Source organism: Microbacterium aurantiacum (assembly GCF_021654035.1).
Classification (GTDB): domain Bacteria; phylum Actinomycetota; class Actinomycetes; order Actinomycetales; family Microbacteriaceae; genus Microbacterium; species Microbacterium aurantiacum.
This window is the reverse complement of the sequence record NZ_JAJPDW010000002.1, coordinates 244,281-267,277: the sequence shown is the minus strand read 5'-3', so window position 1 is coordinate 267,277 and position 22,997 is coordinate 244,281. Positions and strand designations below refer to the sequence as shown.

Below are 22,997 nucleotides of genomic sequence, written 5' to 3'. Positions count from 1 at the left end.
CCCGACTAGATTGGACGAAGTGAGCACCCTGCACGACCGCGCCGTCCGCGGCTTCGCCTCTGACAACTATTCCGGCATCCACCCGGAGATCCTCGCCGCGATCGCCGCGGCCAACGAGGGCCACCAGGTCGCCTACGGCGAGGACGCGTACACCGCCCGCCTGCAGGAGGTCTTCGCGTCGCACTTCGGCGACGGCGTCGAGGCCTTCCCGGTGTTCAACGGCACGGGCGCGAACGTCACGGGCCTCCAGTCGATGCTCCCCCGCTGGGGTGCGGTGATCGCGGCGGGAACGGCCCACATCAACGTCGACGAGGGCGGGGCGCCCGAGAAGGTCGGTGGCCTGAAGCTCCTCACCGTCCCGACCGAAGATGGCAAGCTCACCCCCGAGCTCATCGACCGCGAGGCGTGGGGCTGGGGCGACGAGCACCGCGCGCAGCCGCTCGTCGTGTCGATCACGCAGTCGACCGAGCTCGGCACCGTGTACACCGCCGACGAGGTCCGCGCGATCGCCGACCACGCCCACGCTCGCGGCATGCGCCTGCACATGGACGGCGCCCGCATCTCGAACGCCGCCGCCGCCCTCGACCTGCCGCTGCGCGCCTTCACCCGCGACGCCGGTGTCGACGTGCTGAGTTTCGGTGGAACCAAGAACGGCGCGATGCTCGGCGAGGCCATCGTCGTGATGGACCCCGCAGCCTCCGACGGCCTCATCTACCTGCGGAAGCTCAACATGCAGCTCGCGTCGAAGATGCGCTTCGTCTCGGCGCAGCTCGTCGCGCTCCTCAGCGACGACCTGTACCTCCGCAACGCCCGGCACGCCAACGCGATGGCCGCGCGCCTCCGCGCCGGCGTCGAAGCGGGCATAGCCGACGGATCCATCCGCGGCGTCGGCTTCACCCAGGCGACGCAGGCCAACGGCGTGTTCGCGACGCTTCCCGACGGCGTGGCCGACCGCCTGCGCGAGTCCTTCCGCTTCTACGACTGGGATGCGAAGAAGAACGAGGTCCGCTGGATGTGCAGCTTCGACACCACCGAGGCCGACATCGACGCCTTCATCGCGGCGATCGCGCGCGAGACGGCCTGAGCGACCCGCCGCGTTTCACAGATCCAGGAAGTCCCCGAGCCACACTCGGACACTCGCGAGGCACGCATCGGATACGACGCCCGCGATCCCGGTGATCCGCGACCGAGCGAGCGTCCGCGGTTGTTCCGTCATCACCCATGACGGTCGATCGAGACCACTCGGCCCCGCCACCCGAACATGATTGGGCCATCCGCGGTCGGTCGTGGTGATGGGCAGGACGACCACGAGCGTCGTGACGGCCTCGAGGTATCCCGCCGAGGAGATCACCAGGATCGGTCGGTGACCGCCCTGCTCGCGCCCCTGAACCGGTTCGAGCTGCGCCCACGAGATCGTGCCCGGAGCGAGCTCAGAGGCGGTCACGCGCGCCGTTCATCAGCACCGTCGATCAATTCGGTCCGCTCCCAGTGAGCAGTCTCCGCGGCGTGTGCGGCGAGCACTTCCGGCGCAGACGCAGCGATGGCCTCCCCCAGGTCGCGGAGTCGACGCCGCCGGTCCTCGGCATCCGCCAGACGAGCGAGGTGTGCGCCGAGGGTCACGCCGTCGCGCGATGCCTGCTCCTTCAGCCGGTCGCGAAGTTCATCGCTGACCTTGATGGTCGTGGTCATACCGACAGTATGACTCACCCCCCGCGGGTCAGGTCAGGATGTCCTTGCGGGCGAAGCGCCAGAGCGCCGCTCCCACGAACACCACGATGTAGGCGCCCTGGAGCAGGGCGTTCTGGGCGAAGCCGTCCCACACGATCGGCGCGCGCAGGAGGTCGCCGAAGTCGAGCCATCGGTCGGTGAACAGCCACGGATGCTGCGCCTCGAGCTGCGGGATGGCGCCCACGATCTGTGCGGCGACAGCGAGGATCGCGGTCGCGGCCATCGCGCCGATCGGCACCGAGGTGAGGGTCGAGAAGAACAGCCCGATCGCGGCGAGACCGCACAGCGACAGCGCCGCGTATCCGGCGATGAGAAGCACGCGGCCGACCCCCTCGACCACCGAGACCTCCGTGCCGGTGAGGAGGGTGACGGGGCCCACAGGGAAGAGGATCCACCCGACGATCGTGCCGACGACGACCACGAGCACCGCCGCCGTCAGGCAGAACACCACCGCCCACGCGTACTTGACCGCCAGGAGCCGCGCGCGTCCGGACGGCACGAGGAGGAGGTAGCGGAGGGTTCCGGATGCCGCCTCCCCCGCGATCGCGTCGCCCGCGGCGACGCTGACCGTGAGCGGCAGGAACAGCGGGATCGCGACCGTCAGCGCGGCGAGCGCGACGAAGAGGCCGTTGCCGGTGATCTGGTCGAGGAACGCCGGCCCCCGGCCCGGGGACGAGCTGCCGGCGATCCGGATCGCGACGCCGAGGAGGATCGGGATGAGCGCGAGCGCACCGAGCATCGCGAGGGTCCGTCCGCGACGGAACTGGGTGGCCAGCTCGTTCGCGAACAGGCGGAGCGTCCCTCCGGGACGGACGGCGATCTCACGCGACGACATCGAATCCCTCCCCGGTGAGCTCCACGAAGCGCTGTTCGAGGCTCGACCCGACAACCTCGAACCCGCGCACCCGCACACCGGCCGACACGAGCGCCGCGACGATCTCTTCGGGCGCCCGGTCCTTCGGCAGGGCGGCGACCACAACATCGCGATCGGATGCCGCGGCCTCGGCATCCGGCGACATCGCGAGCGAAGCGAGGGCGGATCGGGCGAGAGCGGTGTCGGGGGTGTGGACGTGGACGCGCGGCTGCGCGCCGGTGCGACGGAAGTCGTCCAGCGTCCCCTGCGCGACCAGGCGCCCGCCGCTCATCACGCCGACGTGCGAGCACAGCTGCTCCACCTCGGCGAGAAGGTGGCTGGAGACGAACACCGTCGCACCCTCCGCCGCGAGCGCGCGGACGAGGGCGCGCACCTCGCGCGTGCCCTGGGGGTCGAGGCCGTTGGTGGGCTCGTCGAGGACGAGGAGCTCCCGCGGGGCGAGCAGGGCGCCGGCGAGCCCCAGGCGCTGCTTCATGCCGAGCGAGTACGCGTGCGCCTTCTTCCGCGCCGCGTGAGCGAGCCCGACCCGCTCGAGCGCCGTGGCGACGCGGTCACCGCGGGTCGCGGGGTCGCTCCGACGGTCGGCGGCGTCGAGACGGGCGAGGTTCTGCGCCCCGGTGAGGAAGGGCGCGAACGCGGGCCCTTCGACGAGGGCGCCGACGCGCGGGAGCACACGGTCGAGTCCCGCGGGCACGGCGGTGCCGAGGACCCGGGCGTCCCCCGCGCTGGGTCGGATCAGGCCTAGCAGCATCCGGATCGTCGTGGTCTTCCCTGAACCGTTCGGCCCGAGGAAGCCGAACACCGCCCCGCGTGGAACCCGAAGATCGAGGTCGGAGACGGCGGTCTGCGCGCCGAAGCGCTTGGTGAGACCCCGTGTGGCGATCGCCAGGTCGCCGGCGTCCGCGTCAGCGTCGTGCGGATTCGCGGCGTCACGAGCGGGGGCGCCGGCAGGCACCGCGCCGTCTGCGGTCACCGGCCGGGTGCGTCCGCGGCCGCGGCGGCCACGAGCGCATCCGCCGGCACGGCGCCGGCGAAGACGCGACCGTCGTCGGTGAGCAGCACCGTCACGAGCGCCGTCTCGAGGACCCGACCGCCGTCGACCGCGGTGGTCACCGCGTCGAGCAGCGCCGCCTGGTCAGGGGCGAGCCCCGCGATCGGGTCGCGCTCCCCGGCGGGCGCCGGGATCTCGACGATCGTCGCCCACCCCTCTCCGCTCACCCGCGGCTGCGCGGAGGCCGGAGGCGCCGGCTTGTCGGCGTGGTCGCGGGCATCGGCATCCGTCCACGCGGGGAGTTCCTTCTCCTCCACCGTGATCCCGGCGCCGGGCGCGAAGGTCAGCGCGGCGGCATCCGGAGCGGCGAAATCGACGTCGGTGAAGGTGATCTCGAACGCCGGCTCGCTCGCTCCGCGTGCGGTGACGGATGCCGCGAGCGCTGCGCCCGTCTCACCGTCGACGGCGAAGCGGACCTCGCCGACGAGCGTGTCGTCGGTGCGCGGGGTGAGGACGAGCTCGTACGCGTCTCGCCCGGCGACCCGACCGTCGGTCCCGACGGACACCTCGGTGGACTCGTCGAGGTCGGCGAGTGCCCGGTCGATCATCTCCTGCGGGGTGGGAAGCTCGGCCTGCGGCGCGTCCTCGGGCTTCTCGCCGGACCCCTCCGGGGCGACGAAGCGGGTGGCGGTCTGCGACTCGCTGTCGACGAACCACGCCTCCCCGGCTGCGCCGTCGACGTAGACGTTGCGCTCGGCGAGCTCGTCGAGCACCTGCAGGCGAGCGCGATCTCCGTCGAGGTACACCTTCGCGGTGTGCGTGCCGGTCACGAGCTCCAGGAGGTCGGCGACGTCGGCGGCGCGGGAGTCGGCATCCGTTCCCGGGTCTCCGCTCGACCCGCCGCTCGACCCGCCGCCGAGCGCGTCGGTGACGGCGCCGAGGTCGGGGAGTCCGAGCGCGGAGGTCTGCTCGAGGGTGCCGGAGAACTGGTCGACATCGCTGTCGGCGGCAAGGGCGAGGAGCTGCTCGGGCGTGAGGTCGGGGAGATCGACGCTGCCGCTCGCGGCCAGCGGAACGAGGACGGCGGCACCGGCCGCGGCGGGCACGGCGACCGCGGCGGTCCAGGTGAGTGCCCGACGGGAGGGCAGAGGACGACCGGAGGACATGCTGTCAGGCTACGCCGGTCTGGGCGCGCCGACCGGGGTCACAGCGAAGACTCAGCGGGTGGGGCCGGTGCCGGTGAGGGCCCCGAGGACGGAGGGCCGCCAGTGCCGCGCGACGTAGTCGACGGCCTCGTCCACGCCGAGCGAGCGGGTGGAGTTGCCCACACGCACCCAGAGGTCGGTGGAGCCGCCGTCCTTCGCCACCGTGAGGAAGACCGGCTTCGGCGAGGGCGGGCAGATCACCGCGCACACCGTGGCGCCCTCGACGACGGTGAACTGCAGGCGCGGGAGGGCGGCGGCGTTGCGTCCGAGAAGCGTGGAGAGCAGGTCGCGCAGCCAGAGCTCGAAGCGGTCGTGGTCGGGGGTGCGGAGCGTCGCGAGGTCGCGGTCGAGGCCGACGGCGCGCCCCTCGTCGGACGCACCGATGACGAGGACGCCGCCCGCACTGTTGAGGAACGCCGCGACGGTCTTGGCGATCGCCATCTCCATGCGCGGATCCTTGCGGTTCTCGCGGATGTTCCACCGCGCGGTCTCCTTGAACTCCACCCGGTCGCTCTCGCCCGCCGCGAGGACGGCCGGCACATCGACGTCGACGCGTCCCCGGCGGATCCACGCCGCGATGCCCGCGACCAGGGCCGACAGGCCGACGCTGCACCCGAACGCGAGCAGGATCGTCGTCGGCATCCACAGGCGCAGGCCGTAGAAGAAGATCCCCGACAGCAGCAGGCCGACGCTGACGCCGAGGAACGACACGATCGTCATCGTGCGAAGTTCCAGCGCGATGCGGCGCCCGAACAGGCGTCGGATCACCCGCGCGACGACATACGCGACGAGGAGGACGACGGGCAGGGCGACGGCGAATTCGACGAGGAGCGGGCTGTGCGGCATCCGGAGTCCGTGATCGAGGGCAGGGGTGGGGGGTGGGCGAAGGCGGTGCGGGTGCGGGTCAGGTACGGGTCAGCGGAGGGCGCCGACGCTCGCGAGCGCGAGACGGATCAGGGTGCCGCGGCCGCCCTCCATCTCGGCGGCGAGCGCGTCGGATGCCGCCTCCTCGGGCGAGAGCCACGTCACTTCGAGCGCATCCTGACGCGGCTCGCACGTGCCCGTGACCGGGACGACGAAGGGCAGCGACACGGCGTGCTGGCGATCGTCGTGGAAGGCGCTCAGGCCCGGGATGGGGAAGTACTCCGCGACGGTGAAGGGCACCGGCTGCAACGGAAGCAGGGGGAAGGCCATCGGGCCCAGGTCGTTCTCGAGGTGCCGGAAGAGCGCGTCGCGCACCGTCTCGCCGTAGCGGACCCGCCCCGACACGATCGTGCGGGTCATCTCGCCCACCGGCGTCGCGCGCAGGAGGATGCCCACCTGCGTCACGGCACCCACGCCGTCGGTGCGCACCGGCACCGCCTCGACGTAGAGCATCGGCATCCGTCGCCGGGCCTCGGCGAGTTCGACGTCGCTCAGCCATCCGGGGTTGGTGGACCCGGACGACGGCCCCGAACCGAAGCGGAGGGGATCGTTCGCGGCACCCTCGCCGCGCTCGTCGGGGTCGGGATCAGGCGTACGGACCGGCATGAGTCCTGTATACCCCACGGGCGGCGGGGGTTCGGGGCGGCCGGCGGCGGGGCGATGTCGGCGGCGGGTGGGACACTGGACGGTATGTCCGACCCGGTCCTTGATGAGAACGCCGTGCGCTGGTCGACGGATGCCGCAGACCGCACGGATCGCCCGCTGCTGGTTCTGCTGCACGGCTACGGGTCGGACGAGGCGGATCTGTTCGGGCTCGTCCCGCATCTGCCGGAGGCTTTCACCGTCGCAGCACTGCGCGCGCCCCTCGCGCCGCCGTGGCCGGCGCCCGGGTACTCGTGGTACCCGATCGAGGGGCTGGAGAGCCGTGACCCCGCCGCCGTCACCGCGGCCGCTCGCGCCGTCCTGGCGTGGATCGACGCGCAGGGTTTCGGGCATTCGCGGGTGGGGCTGCTCGGGTTCTCGCAGGGTGCGGCAGTGGCGATGCAGGCGATGCGCCTGGCGCCCGGGCGCTTCGCGTTCGGGGTCAACCTCGCCGGTTACGTCACCCCCGGCATCCTTCCCGGTGACGAGGTGCTGCGCGACGAGCGACCGCCGATCTTCTGGGGTCGGGGGACGCATGACGACGTCATCCCCGATGCGCTCGTCGCGCACACCACCGCGTGGCTGCCGGAGCACAGCGACCTCAGCGGGCGGGTCTACCCCGGCCTCACCCACAGCGTTTCGGCGGACGAGCTGGCCGACGTCCACGTGTTCTTGACCAAGCGGCTCGCCGACGACGCGGAGTGAGGAGCGGGCCGGGTCCGGCGGGCTGGTACGCGGCCGAGGCCTGGTCGTGGCACGGTGCGGCTGGTACCGTGGGTGACCTTGTTCCCGATCGTGAGGACGAACCGGTGAAGCTGATCGACGCATCCGCGCTGTAATCGCGCTGCCCCGTCGAACCCCGACGTGCCGCGCCCTTCTTCCGCGCTGAGCCGTCGACCTCGCTTCCCTCCGGAATCTCCGGTGTTCGGGCGCGCTCCGGTGTCAGCGCACGACGACACCGGAGACCTCATGTCATCTGCTTCCTCTGTTCCTTCCCCCGCTTCCGCGGGCGCACCCGCCGTCGTTCTGGACCGCGTGGGCTTCTCGTGGCCAGACGGATCGCGAGCCGTCGACGCCGTCTCGGGGGCGTTCGGCGCCGCGCGCACCGGCCTCGTCGGCCGCAACGGCGCCGGCAAGACGACGCTCCTGCGCCTCATCGCCGGAGACCTCCTCCCCGACGACGGCGTCGTCCACCGGACCGCGGATGCCGCGTTCCTTCCGCAGCGCCTGACGCTCGACGTCGACCGGCCGGTCGCCGATCTCCTCGGCGTCGGGCCAGCACTCCGTGCGTTGCGGGCGATCGAATCCGGCGACGTCGATCCGCGCCACTTCGACGCCGTGGGCGACGACTGGGACATCGAGGCCCGCGCCGGGGTGGCGCTGGCCGAGGCGGGCCTGTCGCCCGCCATGCTCGATCGCACCGTGGGTTCCCTCTCCGGAGGTGAGGCGATCGTGGCGGCGGTCACCGGCATCCGTCTCCGTCGCACGGGCATCACGCTGCTCGACGAGCCGACGAACAACCTCGACGGGGCGGCGCGGGAGCGGCTGTACGGCATGGTGCGCGCGTGGCGGGGGACGCTGATCGTCGTCAGCCACGACACGGCGCTGCTCGATCTCATGGACGACACCGCCGAGCTTCACGACGGGACGCTCTCGGTGTTCGGCGGGCCCTACTCGGCGTGGCGGGAGTGGTTGGACGCCGAACAGGATGCCGCCCGGCAGGCCGAGCGCACGGCGGCCCAAGCGGTGCGACGGGAGAAGCGCGACCGGATCCAGGCCGAGACGACCCTCGCGCGTCGCCTCGCGATGGGGAAGAAGGCGCAGCGGAACGCGCGCGTGCCCCCGATCGTCGCCGGCGGGAAGATGCGCGCGGCGCAGGTGTCGGCGGGGAAGCTCCGCGTGGAGACATCAGCGCGGGAGGACGCCGCGCGCGAGGTGCTCGCCTCCGCCGAGCGGCGCGTGCGCGACGACGCGTCGGTGCGCATCGACCTGCCGGATCCCGCGGTGCCGGCCGGCCGACGCATCGCCACCCTCGGCGACGGCGATCGCGAGTGGGTGGTGCAGGGGCCCGAGCGCGTCGCGCTCGTGGGGCCCAACGGCGTCGGGAAGACGACGTTGCTCGAGGGGTTGGTCGCCTCGGCCGCCGCGCCGAACTCCTCAGAAACGCACCAAATCCCGCCCGGAGGCCCCGAAACCGCGCTGAGCGGGTCGGATCGAAGGAGTTCGGCCCAGGGTGTCGCGCACACCGACCGGATCGGATACCTCCCGCAGCGCCTCGACGGGCTGGACGAGGCGGCGTCGGTGATTGCGAACGTCGGCGCCGCCGCGCCCGGGATCGGCGACGTCGAGATGCGCAACAGGCTGGCCCGGTTCCTGCTCCGTGGCGCGATGGTCGAGCGCCCGGTCGCGGCGCTGTCGGGCGGCGAGCGCTTCCGCGTCGCCCTCGCCCGGCTCCTCCTGGCCGATCCGCCGCCGCAGCTGCTGGTGCTCGACGAGCCGACGAACAACCTCGACCTCGACACCCTCGACCAGCTCGTCGACGCGCTCGCCGCGTACCGCGGAGCGCTCCTCGTCGTGAGCCACGACGAGGAGTTCCTCGCCCGGCTGGCGCCCGACCTCACCCTTGCTCTCGGTCCGGACGGGTCGCTGCGCGAGCGGTGACCCGCCCGGCCCGGCCGGGTCACGCCGCCGGGGCGGGCCTAACTCCTCAAAGCCGTGCCGACCCCGCCCCCCGGGCCCCGAAACCGGGCCAGACCAGCCGGATCGGAGGAGTTGGGCCCGGGGCGGGCCGCGCAACCCCGCCCGGATGTCGGCGGGGAGGGCGAAGATGGGGGGATGAGCGACGTGCTCGAGCGGTTCGGTCCCGCGACCCGGGACTGGTTCCGTGGCGCCTTCGCGGCGCCGACCACCGCGCAGGCGGGGGCGTGGGAGGCGATCTCGGCCGGACGCCACGCGCTGGTGGTCGCCCCGACGGGCTCGGGGAAGACCCTCTCGGCGTTCCTCTGGGCGATCGACCGGGTGTTCCGCGAGAAGCCCATCCCGGCGCCCGAAGAAGCCACCGGCCGGAAGAAGCGCCCACGGCCAGACGACACCCCCGCCACCCGCGTCCTCTACATCTCGCCGCTGAAGGCCCTCGGCGTCGACGTCGAGCGCAACCTCCGCTCCCCGCTCGTCGGCATCGAGCAGTCCGCGCGGCGCCACGGCATCGCGGTCCCCCCGGTGCGGGTAGGGGTGCGCTCGGGCGACACCCCAGCCTCCGAGCGGCGGTCGCTCGTGCAGGATCCGCCCGACATCCTCATCACCACCCCCGAGTCGCTGTACCTCATGCTCACCAGCGCCGCGGGCGAGACCCTGCGCGGGGTTCACACGGTCATCGTCGACGAGGTCCACGCGGTAGCCGCCACCAAGCGCGGCGCGCATCTCGCCGTGAGTCTCGAGCGCCTCGACGCCCTGCTCGACGCCCCCGCGCAACGGATCGGCCTGTCGGCGACGGTGCGTCCGATCGACGAGGTCGCGCGCTTCCTCGGTGGCGCTGCGCCGGTCGAGATCGTCGCCCCTCCTGCGTCGAAGGCGTTCGACATGAAGGTCATCGTCCCCGTCGACGACATGCTGAACCCGCCTCCTGCCCCCGGCTCGGACCCGCCCCCGACCGCGAAGACCGCCGATACGGATGCCGCACCCATCGACGAGGACTGGTTCGGCGACGGCTCCACGGCCTCGCCGACGACCGAGATCACAGGCTCCGTCTGGCCGCACGTGGAGGAGGCGATCGTCGACCGGATCCTCCAGCAGCGGTCGACGATCGTCTTCTGCAACTCCCGCCGTCTCGCCGAGCGCCTCACCGGGCGCCTGAACGAGATCTACGCCGAGCGCCTGGGTCTCGACCTGCCCGATCCGACCGTCCCGGCGCAGATGATGGCGCAGGCCGGCGCCACCGCGGGGGCTGACCCCGTCCTCGCCAAGGCGCATCACGGCTCGGTGTCGAAGGAGCAGCGGGCGATCGTCGAGGACGAGCTGAAGTCCGGCGTGCTCCGTTGCGTGGTCGCCACCTCGAGCCTCGAACTCGGCATCGACATGGGCGCGGTCGACCTGGTCATCCAGGTCGAGGCGCCGCCGAGCGCGGCATCCGGACTCCAGCGCATCGGCCGCGCCGGCCACCAGGTGGGCGAGGTGAGCCGCGCCGCCCTCTTCCCGAAGCACCGCAGCGACGTGCTGCACACCGCGATCGTGACCGAGCGGATGCTGGCGGGGAAGATCGAGGCGATCGCCGTTCCGCAGAATCCGCTCGACATCCTCGCCCAGCAGACCGTGGCCGCGTGCGCGCTGGCTCCGCTGGAGGTGGAGACGTGGTTCGAGACGCTCAAGCGCAGCGCCCCGTTCCGCGCCCTCCCCCGCTCGGCCTACGAGGCGACCCTCGATCTGCTCGCCGGCCGGTTCCCCTCGGACGAGTTCGCCGAGCTCCGCCCGCGCCTCGTCTGGGACCGCGATCACGGCACCCTCACCGCGCGTCCGGGCGCGCAGCGCCTCGCGGTCACGAGCGGCGGAACGATCCCCGACCGGGGGCTGTTCGGCGTCTTCATCGCGGGCGAGTCGCAGAACGCCCGCGTCGGCGAGCTCGATGAGGAGATGGTCTACGAATCGCGCGTCAACGACGTGTTCACGCTCGGCACGACCAGCTGGCGGATCGTGGAGATCACCCACGATCGCGTCAACGTCCTCCCCGCCTTCGGGCAGCCCGGCAAGGTCCCGTTCTGGCACGGCGACGGCATCGGCCGCCCCGCCGAGCTCGGCGAGGCTCTCGGGAAGTTCTCGCGCGAGGTGTCTGCCGCGGGTCCCGAGAAGGCGCACGAGCGCCTCATCGAGGCCGGTCTCGACGACTACGCCCGCGCGAATCTCCTCGCCTATCTCGACGAGCAGCGCGAGGCCACGGGCACGTTGCCCACCGATCGTCAGCTCACGGTCGAGCGCGGCCGCGACGAGGTCGGCGACTGGCGCGTGATCCTGCATTCCCCGTACGGCATGCAGGTGCACGCTCCGTGGGCTCTGGCCGTCAACGCCCGGATCCGCGAACGCCTCGGCGTCGAAGGGTCCGCGGTCGCGAGCGACGACGGCATCATCGCCCGGATCCCGGATGCCGAGGCCGAACCTCCCGGCGCCGAACTCTTCGTCTTCGACCCCGATGAGCTGGAGCAGATCGTCACGGCCGAGGTCGGCGGCTCCGCCCTCTTCGCGGCCCGCTTCCGCGAGTGCGCCGCGCGAGCCCTTCTGATGCCGCGACGGAATCCCGGCAAGCGCACCCCGCTCTGGCAGCAGCGCCAGCGCTCGGCGCAGCTGCTCGAGGTCGCGCGCCGGCATCCGACGTTCCCGATCATCCTCGAGACCCTGCGCGAGGTCCTGCAGGACGTGTACGACGTCCCGTCGCTCCTGCGTCTCGCCCGCAGCATCGGCGAGCGCCGCATCCGGCTCGTCGAGACCGAGCCGCCGCAGCCCTCGCCGTTCGCCCGCGACCTGCTCTTCGGATATGTCGGCGCGTTCATGTACGAGGGCGACTCGCCGCTGGCCGAGCGTCGCGCCGCCGCCCTGTCGGTCGACCCGGCGCTCCTCGGCGAGCTCCTCGGGACGATCGAGATGCGGGAGCTGCTCGATCCGGAGGTCATCGCGCAGTTCGAGCGCGAGGCGCAGCGCCTGGCTCCCGACCGCCGCGCCCGCGGACTCGAGGGCGTCGCGGATCTCCTGCGCATCCTCGGACCGATGGATGCCGCCGAGGTCGCCGTCCGGCTCGAGCCCGCCGAGGGCGCCGACCTGGCCACCGAGGCCGAGGCCCAGACGCTCCTCGACGAGCTGATCACCGCCCGCCGCGCGATCCCCGTCGGCATCGCCGGCGCGTCCCGGGTCGCGGTGATCGAGGATGCCGGGCGCCTCCGCGACGCGATCGGCGTCGCCCTCCCCGTCGGCATCCCGAACGTGTTCCTGGAGCCGTTCCCCGATCCGCTCGGCGACCTGGTCGCCCGGCACGCCCGCACGCACGCGCCCTTCACCGCGCAGGATGTCGCCGAGCGCCTCGGGATCGGGGTCGCCGTCGCGCGTCTGACGCTGCAGCGTCTCGAGTCGGCCGGTCGCGTCTCGAGCGGCTACTTCCTCCCCGATGCCGCGCGCACCGCGGGCGCCGGCCGCGCCGCGAACGCCGACGAGGTCGAGTGGTGCGACGCGGAGGTCCTGCGGCGCCTGCGGATGCGCTCGCTCGCGGCGATCCGCGGCAGTGTCGAGCCGGTCTCGCAGCAGGCGTTCGGGCGGTTCCTCCCCGTCTGGCAGCACGTCGCGCGCCCGCTCGAGGGCGTCGACGGCGTCCTCGCGGTCGTCGAGCAGCTCGCCGGCGTGCCGATCCCGGCGAGCGCGTGGGAGTCGCTCGTGCTCCCCGCGCGGGTGAAGGATTACACCCCCGGCATGCTCGACGAGCTCACCGCGACGGGCGAGGTCGTGTGGTCCGGTCACGGCAGCCTCGCGGGCCGCGACGGCTGGATCGCGCTGCACCCCGCCGATGCCGCCCCGATCACGGTCACACGGGACCCGGATGCCGATGCCCCGGCGCCGGACTCGCTCGACGCGCGACTCCTGGCGGCTCTCGACGGCGGCGGCGCCTACTTCGCCGCGCAGCTGCGCACCCTCGCGGGAGCGGACAACGAGATGCAGGTCGTCGAGGCGCTGTGGCGTCTCGCGTGGGCCGGGCTCGTGACGAACGACACGTTCGCCCCCGTCCGCGCGCTCGTCTCCGGCGGCGGTCAGGCGCACCGGGTCGCCCGTCGCGCGCCGCGCGCCCGCATGTACCGCGGCGCGTCGGTCGGGGCGACGCGCACGCCGACGCCGGCCCGCACCCCACCGTCGGGCGGGCGCTGGTCGCGGCTTCCCGAGCCCGAGACGGATGCCGCGGTGCGCGCGACCGCCACGGCGAGCCTGCTGCTCGACCGCTACGGCGTCGTGACCCGGGGCTCCGTGCAGGCCGAGGGCGTTCCCGGCGGCTTCGCGCAGGTGTATCGCGTGCTCGCCGGATTCGAGGAGGCGGGCCACTGCCGCCGCGGATACGTGGTCGAGAAGCTCGGCGCCGCCCAGTTCGCCGCGTCGACGACCGTCGACCGTCTGCGCCAGTTCGCCGGCCTCGCCGACCCGCCCCCGCGGCGCGCGGTCACCCTCGCCGCGACCGACCCCGCGAACCCGTACGGCGCGGCCCTGTCGTGGCCGGCGTTGGAGGGCATCTCCCACCGGCCGGGCCGGAAGGCGGGCGCGCTGGTGGTCCTCGTCGACGGCGCCCTCGTGCTCTATCTGGAGCGCGGCGGCAAGACCGCCCTGGCCTTCGCCGACGACCCCGCCCTCCTCTCCGCCGCGGCCGCCGACCTCGCCACGACGGCGCGCGCCCGACGCCTGGACACCCTGACGATCGAGCAGGTCAACGGCGTCTTCATCCACGGGTCGGAATGGGGCCGGGCGCTGCGCGACGCCGGATTCGTGGAGTCTCCCCGCGGTCTGACGCTACGGCGCCTCACTCCCGGCGAGTCGGAGAGGCGCGCGCGCTCCACGGCCGACGCGCCGCCCGAGGATCGCGCGCGTGCCTGAGGGGGACACCGTCTTCCGCGCGGCTCACCGGCTGGATGCCGCGCTGGCGGGCGCGGAGGTGACCCGCTTCGAGTTGCGCGTGCCGCAGGTCGCCACGGTCGACCTGACCGGCCAGCGCGTGCACGGGGTGGTGCCGCGGGGGAAGCACCTGCTGCATCGGATCGGGGAGACCACCGTCCACTCGCACCTCAAGATGGAGGGTGAGTGGCACGTCTACCGTCGCGGGGAGCGGTGGCGGGCGGCGGGCTTCAAGGCCCGGGCCGTGATCGGCGGACGCGCTCCGGACGGTCAGGAGTGGGAGACGGTCGGGTTCGACCTCGCCGACATCGCCGTCGTCCCGACGCGCGAGGAGGATTCGCTCGTCGGGCATCTCGGCCCCGATCCCCTCGCCGCCGACTGGGATCCGGTCGAGGCGACCCGCCGGGTGTCGGCTGATCCGCGCGAGATCCATGTGGCGCTGCTCGATCAACGCTCCGTCGCGGGCTTCGGCAACGAGTACGCCAACGAGATCCTCTTCGTCCGCGGCGTCCATCCCTTCACCCCCAGCTCGCAGGTCGACGTGGCCGCCGCCATCGACCTCGGCACGCGCATGATCCGCGCGAATCGCGACCGCTCGGGGCGCACCTTCACCGGAGACTCCCGTCCCGGCCGATCCACCTGGGTGTACCGGCGCGAGGGACGTCCCTGCCGCCGTTGCGGCACACTGATCGAGGGCGGCACCCTCGGCGCCGACCCCACCCGCGAGCGGATCGTCTTCTGGTGCCCGCGGTGCCAGCCGGCGCCCGACGTCACGGCGGCCGTCCCCATTTCCTGACCCCGACGGGGCCGACGATCTGTCAGGCCCCTCACGACACACGCCCGACTCCGGCGATGCGCATGCCGAAACGCCGCGGTTTCCTGACCGTTACATAACCCCGGACGATCTGTCAGACAGGGCATTCGGGCACCGCGTTTCGTCCGGTTCGCGGACCCCTCCATTGCGACCATGACGGCGCGCCCTATTGAATACCCCACACACCCACCCGTCCGCGCACCGGCGCGCGGACCGTCAGCAGGAGGAGTCCCCCAGGTGACGACGGCGACCGACGCGGACCACGCTCCGCCCACACGTCCGACAGACGACGAACGCGGTCGCGTATGGCTGGACGGGATCACAAAGCGCTACGGCGACCAGGTCGCCGTCGACGATCTGTCCCTGGCGATCCAGCCTGGCGAGTTCATTTCGCTCCTCGGTCCGTCCGGCTGCGGCAAGACCACGACGCTGCGGATGATCGCCGGTTTCGAGCACCCGGACGAGGGCGACATCCTGATCTCCGGGACGTCGGTGCTGAACACCCCGCCGTACCGCCGCGACGTGAACACCGTGTTCCAGGCATACGCGCTCTTCCCCCACCTGAGCGTGGCGGAGAACGTCGCCTACGGACTGCAGCAGCGCCGTACGCCGAAGGATGAGATCCGCGAACGCGTGTCACAGTCTCTGGACCTGGTCCAGATGCGCCGCTTCGCCGACCGGAAGCCGACGCAGCTCTCCGGCGGACAGCAGCAGCGCGTCGCGCTCGCGCGCGCCCTGGTGAACCGTCCCGCCGTCCTGCTCCTCGACGAGCCGCTCGGCGCCCTCGACCGCCAGCTGCGCGAGGAGATGCAGCTGGAGCTGAAGCTCCTCCAGGCGCGCCTCGGGATCACGTTCGTCTTCGTCACGCACGACCAGGGCGAGGCGCTGTCGATGAGCGACCGCATCGCGATCATGCGCGCCGGCCGCATCGAGCAGCTCGCCGACGCCGACACCGTCTACGCCCGGCCGGCATCCGCCTACGTCGCGGCGTTCGTCGGTCAGCAGAACTTCTTCCGTGGGCCGGTCGCCGCCGGAGGTGCCGCCATCTCGAGCCCGCACGCCACCGTGCAGTCCCCCGATGCGACGCTCGCGGGCGTCGCGCAGGGCGAAGCGGCCGTCCGTCCGGAATACATCCGGATCGAGAAGGATGCCGGCACCCCCGTCGCGGACACCAATGTCGCCCGGGGCTCGCTCATCGGGGTCTCGCACCTCGGCGACACGATGCAGTACCTCGTCGAGCTGGGCGGCGACCAGAGCATGCTCGTCCGCCGCCCGACCCCGGAGGCACCGTCCCTCCGCGTGGGCGACCCCGTCGTCTGCACGTGGGCCCCGCACCACGTCCTCCTGTTCCCCGCCGACGACTCCGCCGTGCAGGGCGGCTACGTCGCACCCCCGACCTCGCTCTGACATCCGAGAAGACCCGAACCCACCGCACCCGAACGCCCGTCCAGCACCCACCCGACACCACCCGAACCCGACACGCGACACGACTGGAGACCCGATGCCCGCCTCTCGCACCCCCATCCGCATCCTCGCCCCGGAGGCCGCCGCGCCCATCATCATGCGTGAGGTCTCCCGCCGTCGCTTCCTGAGCTTCGCCGCCCTCACCGGCGGCGCCGCGTTCCTCGCCGCGTGCGCGCCGGGCGGCGGCAGCTCGCCCGCCCCGCAGGCCACGGGCGGCGCGCTGGAGAGCAGCCTGTCGGTGTACACCTGGGGCGACTACGACTCCCCCGAGGTCATCTCCTCCTTCACCGCCGACCTCGGCCCGCGCGTCACCCTCGACTCGTACTCCTCGAACGAAGAGCTCATCGCCAAGCTCATCGCCGCCCGTGGCACCTCCGGGTACGACATCGTCGTCCCGACCGGCGTCTTCGTTCCGCAGATGATCGAGAACGGGCTGCTCCTGCCGCTGAACAAGGACCTGCTGCCGAACATCTCGAACATGGACCCGGCCTACCTCGGCCGCGCGTGGGATCCGAACAACGAGTACACGATCTGCAAGGCGTGGGGTACGACCGGCTACACCTACGACAAGACCGTCATCACGCGAGAGCTCACCACGTGGGCCGACTTCTTCGACGCGGCGCAGAACGAGGCGAGCGGGCGCACCTCGATGTCCGATGACCCCGCCGCGATCATCGGCTCCTACTTCTGGGCCAACGACATGGACTGGAACACCGAAGACCCCGATGAGCTCGAGGCCTGCCGCCAGTTCCTCGTCAACGAGATCGCGCCGCACATCTCGGCATTCGACTCCTACCCGGGCACCAACGCGATCCCGCAGGGCACCCAGGTGCTCGCGCAGGGGTGGAACGGCGACTCCCGCCTCGGCATCCTCGAGTCGCCCGACCCCGAGCGCTGGCAGTGGGTCCTGCCCGGCCCCCTCACCGAGCTGTGGATGGACAACTGGGCGATCGCCGAGGGCGCGCCCAACCCCGAAGCGGCCCACGCCTTCATCAACTTCTCGATGACCCCGGAGAACCTCTTCCTGAACCTCGACTACATCGGCTACCACGTGGGCGGGAAGGACATGGAGACCGAGGCGATCGACGCCGGGCTCGAGTACACCGACATCATCTTCTTCACTCCCGAGCAGCTCGACACGATGCGGGAGCAGGTGCTGAACGACTCCCAGACTACGCGCGTCGAGATCTGGAACGAAGTGAAGGCCGCCGCGGGTGCGTAGTCGACCGACCGGCGCCGCGCTCGCCGTCCCGGCGTGGGCGTGGCTGCTGCTGTTCTTCGTCGCCCCCGTGGGGATGGTGATCTGGTTCAGCTTCGGCTACAAGCCCGGCGTCTTCGGCACCCACGCGAACGACATCCTCTCGTTCGACCGGTACGTCGAAGCGCTCTCGCCGACCTTCTTCGCGACGTTCACCAACACCCTCTGGGTCGGCATCCTGGGCACGATCCTCTGCTTCGCGATCGGGATGCCGGTGGCGTACTGGATGGCGTTCAAGGTCAACCCCGCGCGGCGCGGCCTCTTGATCGCGCTGGTCCTGGTGCCGTTCTGGACGAACTTCCTGGTCCGCACGATCGGCTGGCAGGTGATCCTCGCTCCCGAGGGCTGGATGTCGCAGATCCTGCAGAGCGTCGGCATCATCGACGGGCCGCTGGCCCTGCTCTACACCCGTACCGCCGTGCTCATCGGCGTGGTCTACAACTACCTGCCGTTGATGATCCTGCCGCTGTTCGTCGCGTTCGACCGTGTCGGTCCGGCCCTGCGTGAAGCGTCCAAGGACCTGGGGGCGGGCAAGGTCATGACCTTCCTCCGGGTGACGTTGCCGCTGTCGCAGCCGGGCATCATCGCCGGCGTGCTGCTGGTGTTCATCCCCCTCATGGGCGACTACATCACCGCTACGGTCCTCGGCGGAGCCCGCGGGAACATGGTCGGCCAGCTCGTGGCGAGTCAGTTCCAGACCGCGCAGAACTGGGCGCTCGGATCGGCCATGGCCGTCCTTCTGATGCTCATCATCACCCTCACCATCGGTGTCGCCGCCGCCCTCATCTGGCTCGTGAGCATGCCGTTCCGCAGCCGCAACCGCCTGGTGCTCGGAGCAGAGCCCGAGCAGGCACCGCCCGCCGCTCCCGCCCAGCCCGTCCGCGAGGAGGTGCGGTCATGACGCAGACGACCACCGAGACGATGCTCCGCGCGCAGTCGACCGCGCGCGGCCGCCGCAGCCGCACCCGCATGACCGGGTCGGACATCGCCCTGCGGGTCTGGGGCATCCTCGTGATGCTCTTCCTGTTCGCGCCGATCATCGTCATCGTCATCTACTCGTTCAACACCGGCCGGCTGCTGGTGTCGTGGGGCGGGTTCGGGTTCGACGCCTTCCTCACGATCTTCGAGAAGCCCCAGATCCAGAACGCGGTGCGCGTGTCGATAGTCACGGCGTTCATCGCGGCGATCATCGCCACGGTGCTCGGAACGCTCGCCGGCATCGCGATGTCGCGCTACCCGGGCAAGTGGGTGTGGTGGTTCTTGGCGCTGCTGCTGCTCGTGTCGGTGACACCCGAGATCGTGGACGCGGTCGCCCTGCTGCCGTGGTTCGTCTTCCTCGGACAGGATGCCGGGATCGCGATGTTCAACGACGGCATCGTGCGCCTGTCGGTGGGTTCGTCGCTGTTCGCCACCGCGGTGGTGTCGTACATCGTGCGGGCGCGCCTGGTGGGCCAGGACGCGAACCTCGAGGAGGCCTCCGGCGACCTCTACGCGACGCCCTTCACGACGTTCCGCCGCGTCACGCTGCCGCTCGCGATGCCCGCCGTCCTCGCCGGGTTCCTCCTGGCGTTCACGCTGAGCCTCGACAACACGATCATCGCCGCGTTCGTGCAGGTCTCCGGCACGACGCCGTGGCCGGTGTACGTCCTGAGCGCCCTGCGCTCGGGCCTGCGTCCCGAGATCGCGGCGGTGTCGACGATCATGCTGCTGCTGACCCTGGTCGCCCTCGCCGTCGTCGCCCTGGTCCTGCGGCGCGCCGGCGACTCGGCGACGCAGATCGCCCGCACCATGACCGGCGGCTGAGCCCGCCCGCACGCCGACAGCCACCCGCGGAGGAACCCGATGCACCACGCCGATCTCGTCCTCCACGGGGGTCCGGTCTTCACCGCCGACACGGTGCGCTCGCGCGCGCACGCCGTCGCGGTGTCGGGCGGGCGGATCGTCGCCGTCGGGGGCGACGAGGTCCGCGACCTCATCGGTCCGCGGACGGAGGTGGTCGACCTCGGCGGTCGCCTCCTCGTCCCCGGATTCCAGGACGCGCATGTCCACCCCGTCTGGGGCGGGCTGGACATGCTGCGGTGCGACCTGGCCGAGTACGGCGACGCGCCGCAGTACCTCGACGCGATCGGCCGTTACGTCGCCGCGCATCCCGACGACGAGTGGATCCTCGGCGGCGGCTGGCAGATGTCGGCGTTCCCCGGTGGGACCCCCAGGGCGGAGGCGCTGGATGCCGTGACCGGCGACCGCCCGGCGTTCTTCCCGAACCGTGACGGGCACGGCGCGTGGGTGAACTCCGCCGCGCTCCGGGCCGCGGGGATCGACCGCGACACCCCCGACCCCGCGGACGGGCGCATCGAGCGGAACCCGGACGGCACCCCGAGCGGCACGCTCCACGAAGGGGCGATGGCGCTGGTGAACCGGCTCCTCCCGGAAGAGCCGCTGGAACGGATGACGGAGGCCCTCCTCGTCGGTCAGCGGTACCTGCATTCGTTCGGCATCACCGCGTGGCAGGACGCCATCGTCGGCCCCTACGGCGACGCCGGAGATCCTGGGCCGGCGTATCTCCGCGCCGCGGCGGAGGGCACGCTCACCGCCCGGGTGGTCGGCGCCCTGTGGTGGGACCGGTCGGCGGGGCTGGAGCAGATCCCGATCCTGCAGGAGCGTCGCGAGCGCTACCGCGGCGGACGCTTCGCCGCGACGAGCATCAAGATCATGCAGGACGGCGTCGCCGAGAACTTCACCGCGTCGATGCTGGAGCCGTACGGCGACGGGCACGGGCATCCGACGGACAACTCCGGCATCTCGTTCGTCGACCCGGAGATCCTGTCCCGGGCCGTTCCGCTGCTCGACGCCGACGGGTTCCAGGTGCACTTCCACGCGATCGGCGACCGCGCCGTCCGCGAGTGCCTGGATGCCGTCGCCCGGGCCGTGGAGAAGAACGGACGCCGCGACAACCGGCACCACATCGCGCACATCCAGGTGGTCCATCCCGACGACATCCCGCGCTTCCGCGAGCTCGGCGTGGCGGCGAACATGCAGTCCCTGTGGGCGACGTACGAGCCGCAGATGGTCGACCTCACCCTGCCTTTCCTCGGCGAGCCGCGGAGCGCGTGGCAGTACCCGTTCGGCGATCTGCTGCGTTCGGGCGCCGTCCTCGCCGCGGGGAGCGACTGGTCGGTGTCGTCCCCCGACCCGATGGCCGCGATCCACACCGCCGTGAATCGCAAGGCGGCCCCCGGTCACGAGGAGGGCGAGTACGACGCGTTCCTCCCCGAGCAGGCGATCGACCTCGCGACCTCCCTCGCGGCGTACACCGCCGGGTCGGCGTGGGTGAACCACCTCGAGGCCGACACCGGCACGATCGAGGTGGGCAAATACGCGGATCTCGCGTTGCTCGACCGCGACCCCTTCGCCGGGCCCGCCGACCTCATCGGGGCGACCCGCGTGCTCCAGACCTTCGTCGAGGGCGAGCGGGTCTACGCCGCCGACGACGCGTGAGGCTCGGACGACCCGTCCGACGGGCACCGATTGTCGCGACGGGACGACGGCGCACGACCGCCGCCGAGCGATCAGGATGGAAGCACTCAGAACCCGAGAAAGGGTGATACCCGTGGGCACCACGGTCTTCGAACGAACCCCGCCCGCTCCCCGCGTCATCGCGCACGCGCTCGCCGGAACCCGGCAGAGCGTCTTCTGGCTCGACGACCTCCCCGCCTCCCGTCCGCGCGCATCGTTCACCGGCGAGGCCACGGCCGACCTCGTCGTGATCGGCGCCGGGTACACCGGACTCTGGACGGCGCTCGCCGCGAAGCGACGCGACCCGTCCGCGCGCGTCGTGATCCTCGAGGGCAAGCGGGTCGGCTGGGCGGCATCCGGTCGGAACGGCGGATTCTGCGAGGCGAGCCTCACGCACGGACGTGACAACGGCCTGGCCCGGTGGCCGGACGAGATCGACCGACTCGACGAGATGGGGCTGGCGAACCTCGACGCGATGGGCGACGACATCGCGCGCCTGAAGATCGACGCCGATTGGGAGCGCACCGGCTCGCTCGGCGTCGCGATCGAGCCGCACCAGCTCGAATGGCTCGACGAATGGGCGGAGGATGCCGCCTCCCGCGGCGAGGAGGGCGTCGTCCGCCTCGACGAGCAGCAGACCCGCGCCGAGGTGAACTCGCCCACCTACCTCGGGGCGGTGTGGGAAAAGCGCTCCACGGCGATGGTCCACCCCGGGAAGCTCGCCGCGGGCCTCGCCCACGCGGCTGAGGAGGCCGGCGTCGAGATCTTCGAGGAGTCGCCCGTCCACGCCCTCGACGACGACGGCGACCGGCTCAAGGTCGTCACCCTGCGCGGCCGCATCACCGCGCCGCGCGTCGTGCTCGCCACGAACGTCTTCCCGTCGCTGCTGCGCCGCAACCGCCTGATGACGGTGCCGGTGTACGACTACGTGCTCATGACCGAGCCGCTCAGCGACGCGCAACTCGCCGAGATCGGATGGAGCTCGCGCCAGGGTCTCAGCGACCTGGCGAACCAGTTCCACTACTACCGGCTGAGTCGCGACAACCGCATCCTCTTCGGCGGGTACGACGCGGTCTACCACTACGGCCGGCAGGTGCGTCAGCGCTACGAGGACCGCCCGGCATCCTTCGAGCGTCTGGCGAGCCACTTCTTCACGACGTTCCCGCAGTTGGAAGGCCTGCGCTTCACCCACAAGTGGGCGGGCGCGATCGACACGTCCACGCAGTTCAGCGCGTTCTACGGCACCGCGCGCGGCGGTCGCGTCGCCTACGCCGCAGGGTTCACGGGCCTCGGGGTCGCTGCGACGCGATTCGCGGGCGACGTCATGCTCGATCTGCTGGAGGGTGAGGCGACCGAGCGCACCGAGCTGGAGATGGTCCGCAAACGCCCCCTCCCGTTCCCGCCCGAGCCGGTCGCCGCCGTCGGCATCAACATGACGCGCTGGTCGCTCGACCGTGCCGACCACGATCGCGGGCGCCGCAACATCCTGCTGAAGACGCTCGACGCGCTCGGGCTGGGATTCGACTCGTGACGCGGCTCGTTCCCGGGCAGGCGACGGATGCCGCATCCCTGCCGGCCCCGTTCTTCCCGCTCGATCCCGACCTCGTCGTCTCGGGCACCCCGACCACCCGCTTCGTCGACCTCGACGAGACCTCGCACCGCACCGTCGGCGTATGGGAGCACACCCCCGGCGTCTCGACCGACGTCGAGGCGGACGAGGTCTTCGTCGTGCTCGCCGGGGACGCGACCCTGACCTTCGACGGCGAGGACGCGCCGGCGCCCCTCACCCTCGCGCCGGGTGTCATCGTGCGCCTGTCCGAGGGGATGCGCACCACCTGGACGGTCCGCGAGACGCTGCGGAAGGTCTACATCTCGCCCTGAGGCGCCGCGGCGCGGACGCGCACAGGGCGCGGCATCCGTCTCGAGGATGATGCCCCCTCGCCGACGTACACCTC

19 protein-coding genes are annotated in these 22,997 nt (G+C 72.0%); 12 read left to right on the top strand and 7 right to left on the bottom strand.

Annotation, left to right across the window (positions count from 1 at the left end; translation table 11 throughout):
* Positions 1–19: 19 nt before the first annotated feature.
* Positions 20–1,084 (top strand): threonine aldolase family protein, encoded by a 1,065-nt coding sequence (locus tag LTL01_RS06735; RefSeq protein ID WP_236967925.1) that lies wholly within the window; start codon positions 20–22, stop codon positions 1,082–1,084.
* A gap of 15 nt (positions 1,085–1,099) precedes the next feature.
* Here LTL01_RS06735 and LTL01_RS06730 read toward each other — a convergent pair whose 3' ends face one another.
* From LTL01_RS06730 to LTL01_RS06700, 7 genes are all read right to left on the bottom strand, one after another.
* Entirely contained in the window at positions 1,100–1,444 is a 345-nt protein-coding gene (locus tag LTL01_RS06730; protein ID WP_053546416.1) for a type II toxin-antitoxin system PemK/MazF family toxin, read from the bottom strand.
* Positions 1,441–1,689 carry a hypothetical protein gene (locus tag LTL01_RS06725; protein ID WP_053546417.1) on the bottom strand — a complete coding sequence of 83 codons (249 nt, stop codon included), beginning with the start codon at positions 1,687–1,689 and terminating at the stop codon, positions 1,441–1,443. Before LTL01_RS06725 ends, LTL01_RS06730 begins: the two co-directional genes overlap by 4 nt.
* A gap of 28 nt (positions 1,690–1,717) precedes the next feature.
* The gene (locus tag LTL01_RS06720) at positions 1,718–2,563 is read right to left on the bottom strand and encodes an ABC transporter permease (protein WP_236967924.1); all 846 of its coding nucleotides are present in this window, start codon (positions 2,561–2,563) and stop codon (positions 1,718–1,720) included.
* Positions 2,550–3,491 carry an ABC transporter ATP-binding protein gene (locus tag LTL01_RS06715; RefSeq protein ID WP_236968188.1) on the bottom strand — a complete coding sequence of 314 codons (942 nt, stop codon included), beginning with the start codon at positions 3,489–3,491 and terminating at the stop codon, positions 2,550–2,552. The genes LTL01_RS06720 and LTL01_RS06715 overlap by 14 nt, the downstream gene beginning before the upstream one ends.
* Positions 3,492–3,571: 80 nt before the next feature.
* Positions 3,572–4,759, bottom strand: a complete 1,188-nt coding sequence (locus tag LTL01_RS06710) for a LolA family protein (RefSeq protein ID WP_236967923.1) — start codon at positions 4,757–4,759, stop codon at positions 3,572–3,574.
* 51 nt (positions 4,760–4,810) lie between these two features.
* Positions 4,811–5,644, bottom strand: a complete 834-nt coding sequence (locus LTL01_RS06705) for an AlbA family DNA-binding domain-containing protein (RefSeq protein WP_053546420.1) — start codon at positions 5,642–5,644, stop codon at positions 4,811–4,813.
* Positions 5,645–5,713: 69 nt separating this feature from the next.
* Positions 5,714–6,328: an NUDIX hydrolase family protein gene (locus LTL01_RS06700; RefSeq protein ID WP_236967922.1), complete on the bottom strand. Its 615-nt coding sequence runs from the start codon at positions 6,326–6,328 to the stop codon at positions 5,714–5,716.
* An 84-nt stretch (positions 6,329–6,412) separates the two neighbouring features.
* Between LTL01_RS06700 and LTL01_RS06695 the strand changes: the two genes are divergently transcribed.
* The 11 genes from LTL01_RS06695 to LTL01_RS06645 all read left to right on the top strand — a co-directional run bounded on the left by LTL01_RS06695 (position 6,413) and on the right by LTL01_RS06645 (position 22,923).
* Positions 6,413–7,069 (top strand): alpha/beta hydrolase, encoded by a 657-nt coding sequence (locus LTL01_RS06695; RefSeq protein WP_053546422.1) that lies wholly within the window; start codon positions 6,413–6,415, stop codon positions 7,067–7,069.
* 264 nt (positions 7,070–7,333) lie between these two features.
* A complete protein-coding gene (locus LTL01_RS06690) occupies positions 7,334–9,025 on the top strand; it encodes an ABC-F family ATP-binding cassette domain-containing protein (protein ID WP_236967921.1) in 1,692 nt (563 codons plus the stop codon).
* Between the two features lie 174 nt (positions 9,026–9,199).
* Positions 9,200–13,972, top strand: coding sequence for an ATP-dependent helicase (locus LTL01_RS06685; protein WP_236967920.1), 4,773 nt, complete (start codon positions 9,200–9,202; stop codon positions 13,970–13,972).
* The gene (locus LTL01_RS06680; protein ID WP_236967919.1) at positions 13,965–14,786 is read left to right on the top strand and encodes a DNA-formamidopyrimidine glycosylase family protein; all 822 of its coding nucleotides are present in this window, start codon (positions 13,965–13,967) and stop codon (positions 14,784–14,786) included. Before LTL01_RS06685 ends, LTL01_RS06680 begins: the two co-directional genes overlap by 8 nt.
* Before the next feature lie 255 nt (positions 14,787–15,041).
* Positions 15,042–16,211: an ABC transporter ATP-binding protein gene (locus LTL01_RS06675; protein ID WP_053546425.1), complete on the top strand. Its 1,170-nt coding sequence runs from the start codon at positions 15,042–15,044 to the stop codon at positions 16,209–16,211.
* Positions 16,212–16,305: 94 nt separating this feature from the next.
* Positions 16,306–17,490 (top strand): ABC transporter substrate-binding protein, encoded by a 1,185-nt coding sequence (locus tag LTL01_RS06670; RefSeq protein WP_053546426.1) that lies wholly within the window; start codon positions 16,306–16,308, stop codon positions 17,488–17,490.
* Positions 17,483–18,427: an ABC transporter permease gene (locus LTL01_RS06665; protein WP_236967918.1), complete on the top strand. Its 945-nt coding sequence runs from the start codon at positions 17,483–17,485 to the stop codon at positions 18,425–18,427. Before LTL01_RS06670 ends, LTL01_RS06665 begins: the two co-directional genes overlap by 8 nt.
* Positions 18,424–19,329, top strand: coding sequence for an ABC transporter permease (locus LTL01_RS06660; protein ID WP_236967917.1), 906 nt, complete (start codon positions 18,424–18,426; stop codon positions 19,327–19,329). The genes LTL01_RS06665 and LTL01_RS06660 overlap by 4 nt, the downstream gene beginning before the upstream one ends.
* 39 nt (positions 19,330–19,368) lie before the next feature.
* Complete coding sequence (locus LTL01_RS06655) at positions 19,369–21,024, top strand: amidohydrolase (RefSeq protein ID WP_236967916.1); 1,656 nt, start codon at positions 19,369–19,371, stop codon at positions 21,022–21,024.
* A 112-nt stretch (positions 21,025–21,136) separates the two neighbouring features.
* Positions 21,137–22,573, top strand: a complete 1,437-nt coding sequence (locus LTL01_RS06650; protein ID WP_236967915.1) for an NAD(P)/FAD-dependent oxidoreductase — start codon at positions 21,137–21,139, stop codon at positions 22,571–22,573.
* Positions 22,570–22,923 carry a cupin domain-containing protein gene (locus tag LTL01_RS06645; protein ID WP_236967914.1) on the top strand — a complete coding sequence of 118 codons (354 nt, stop codon included), beginning with the start codon at positions 22,570–22,572 and terminating at the stop codon, positions 22,921–22,923. The genes LTL01_RS06650 and LTL01_RS06645 overlap by 4 nt, the downstream gene beginning before the upstream one ends.
* Positions 22,924–22,997 lie beyond the last annotated feature (74 nt).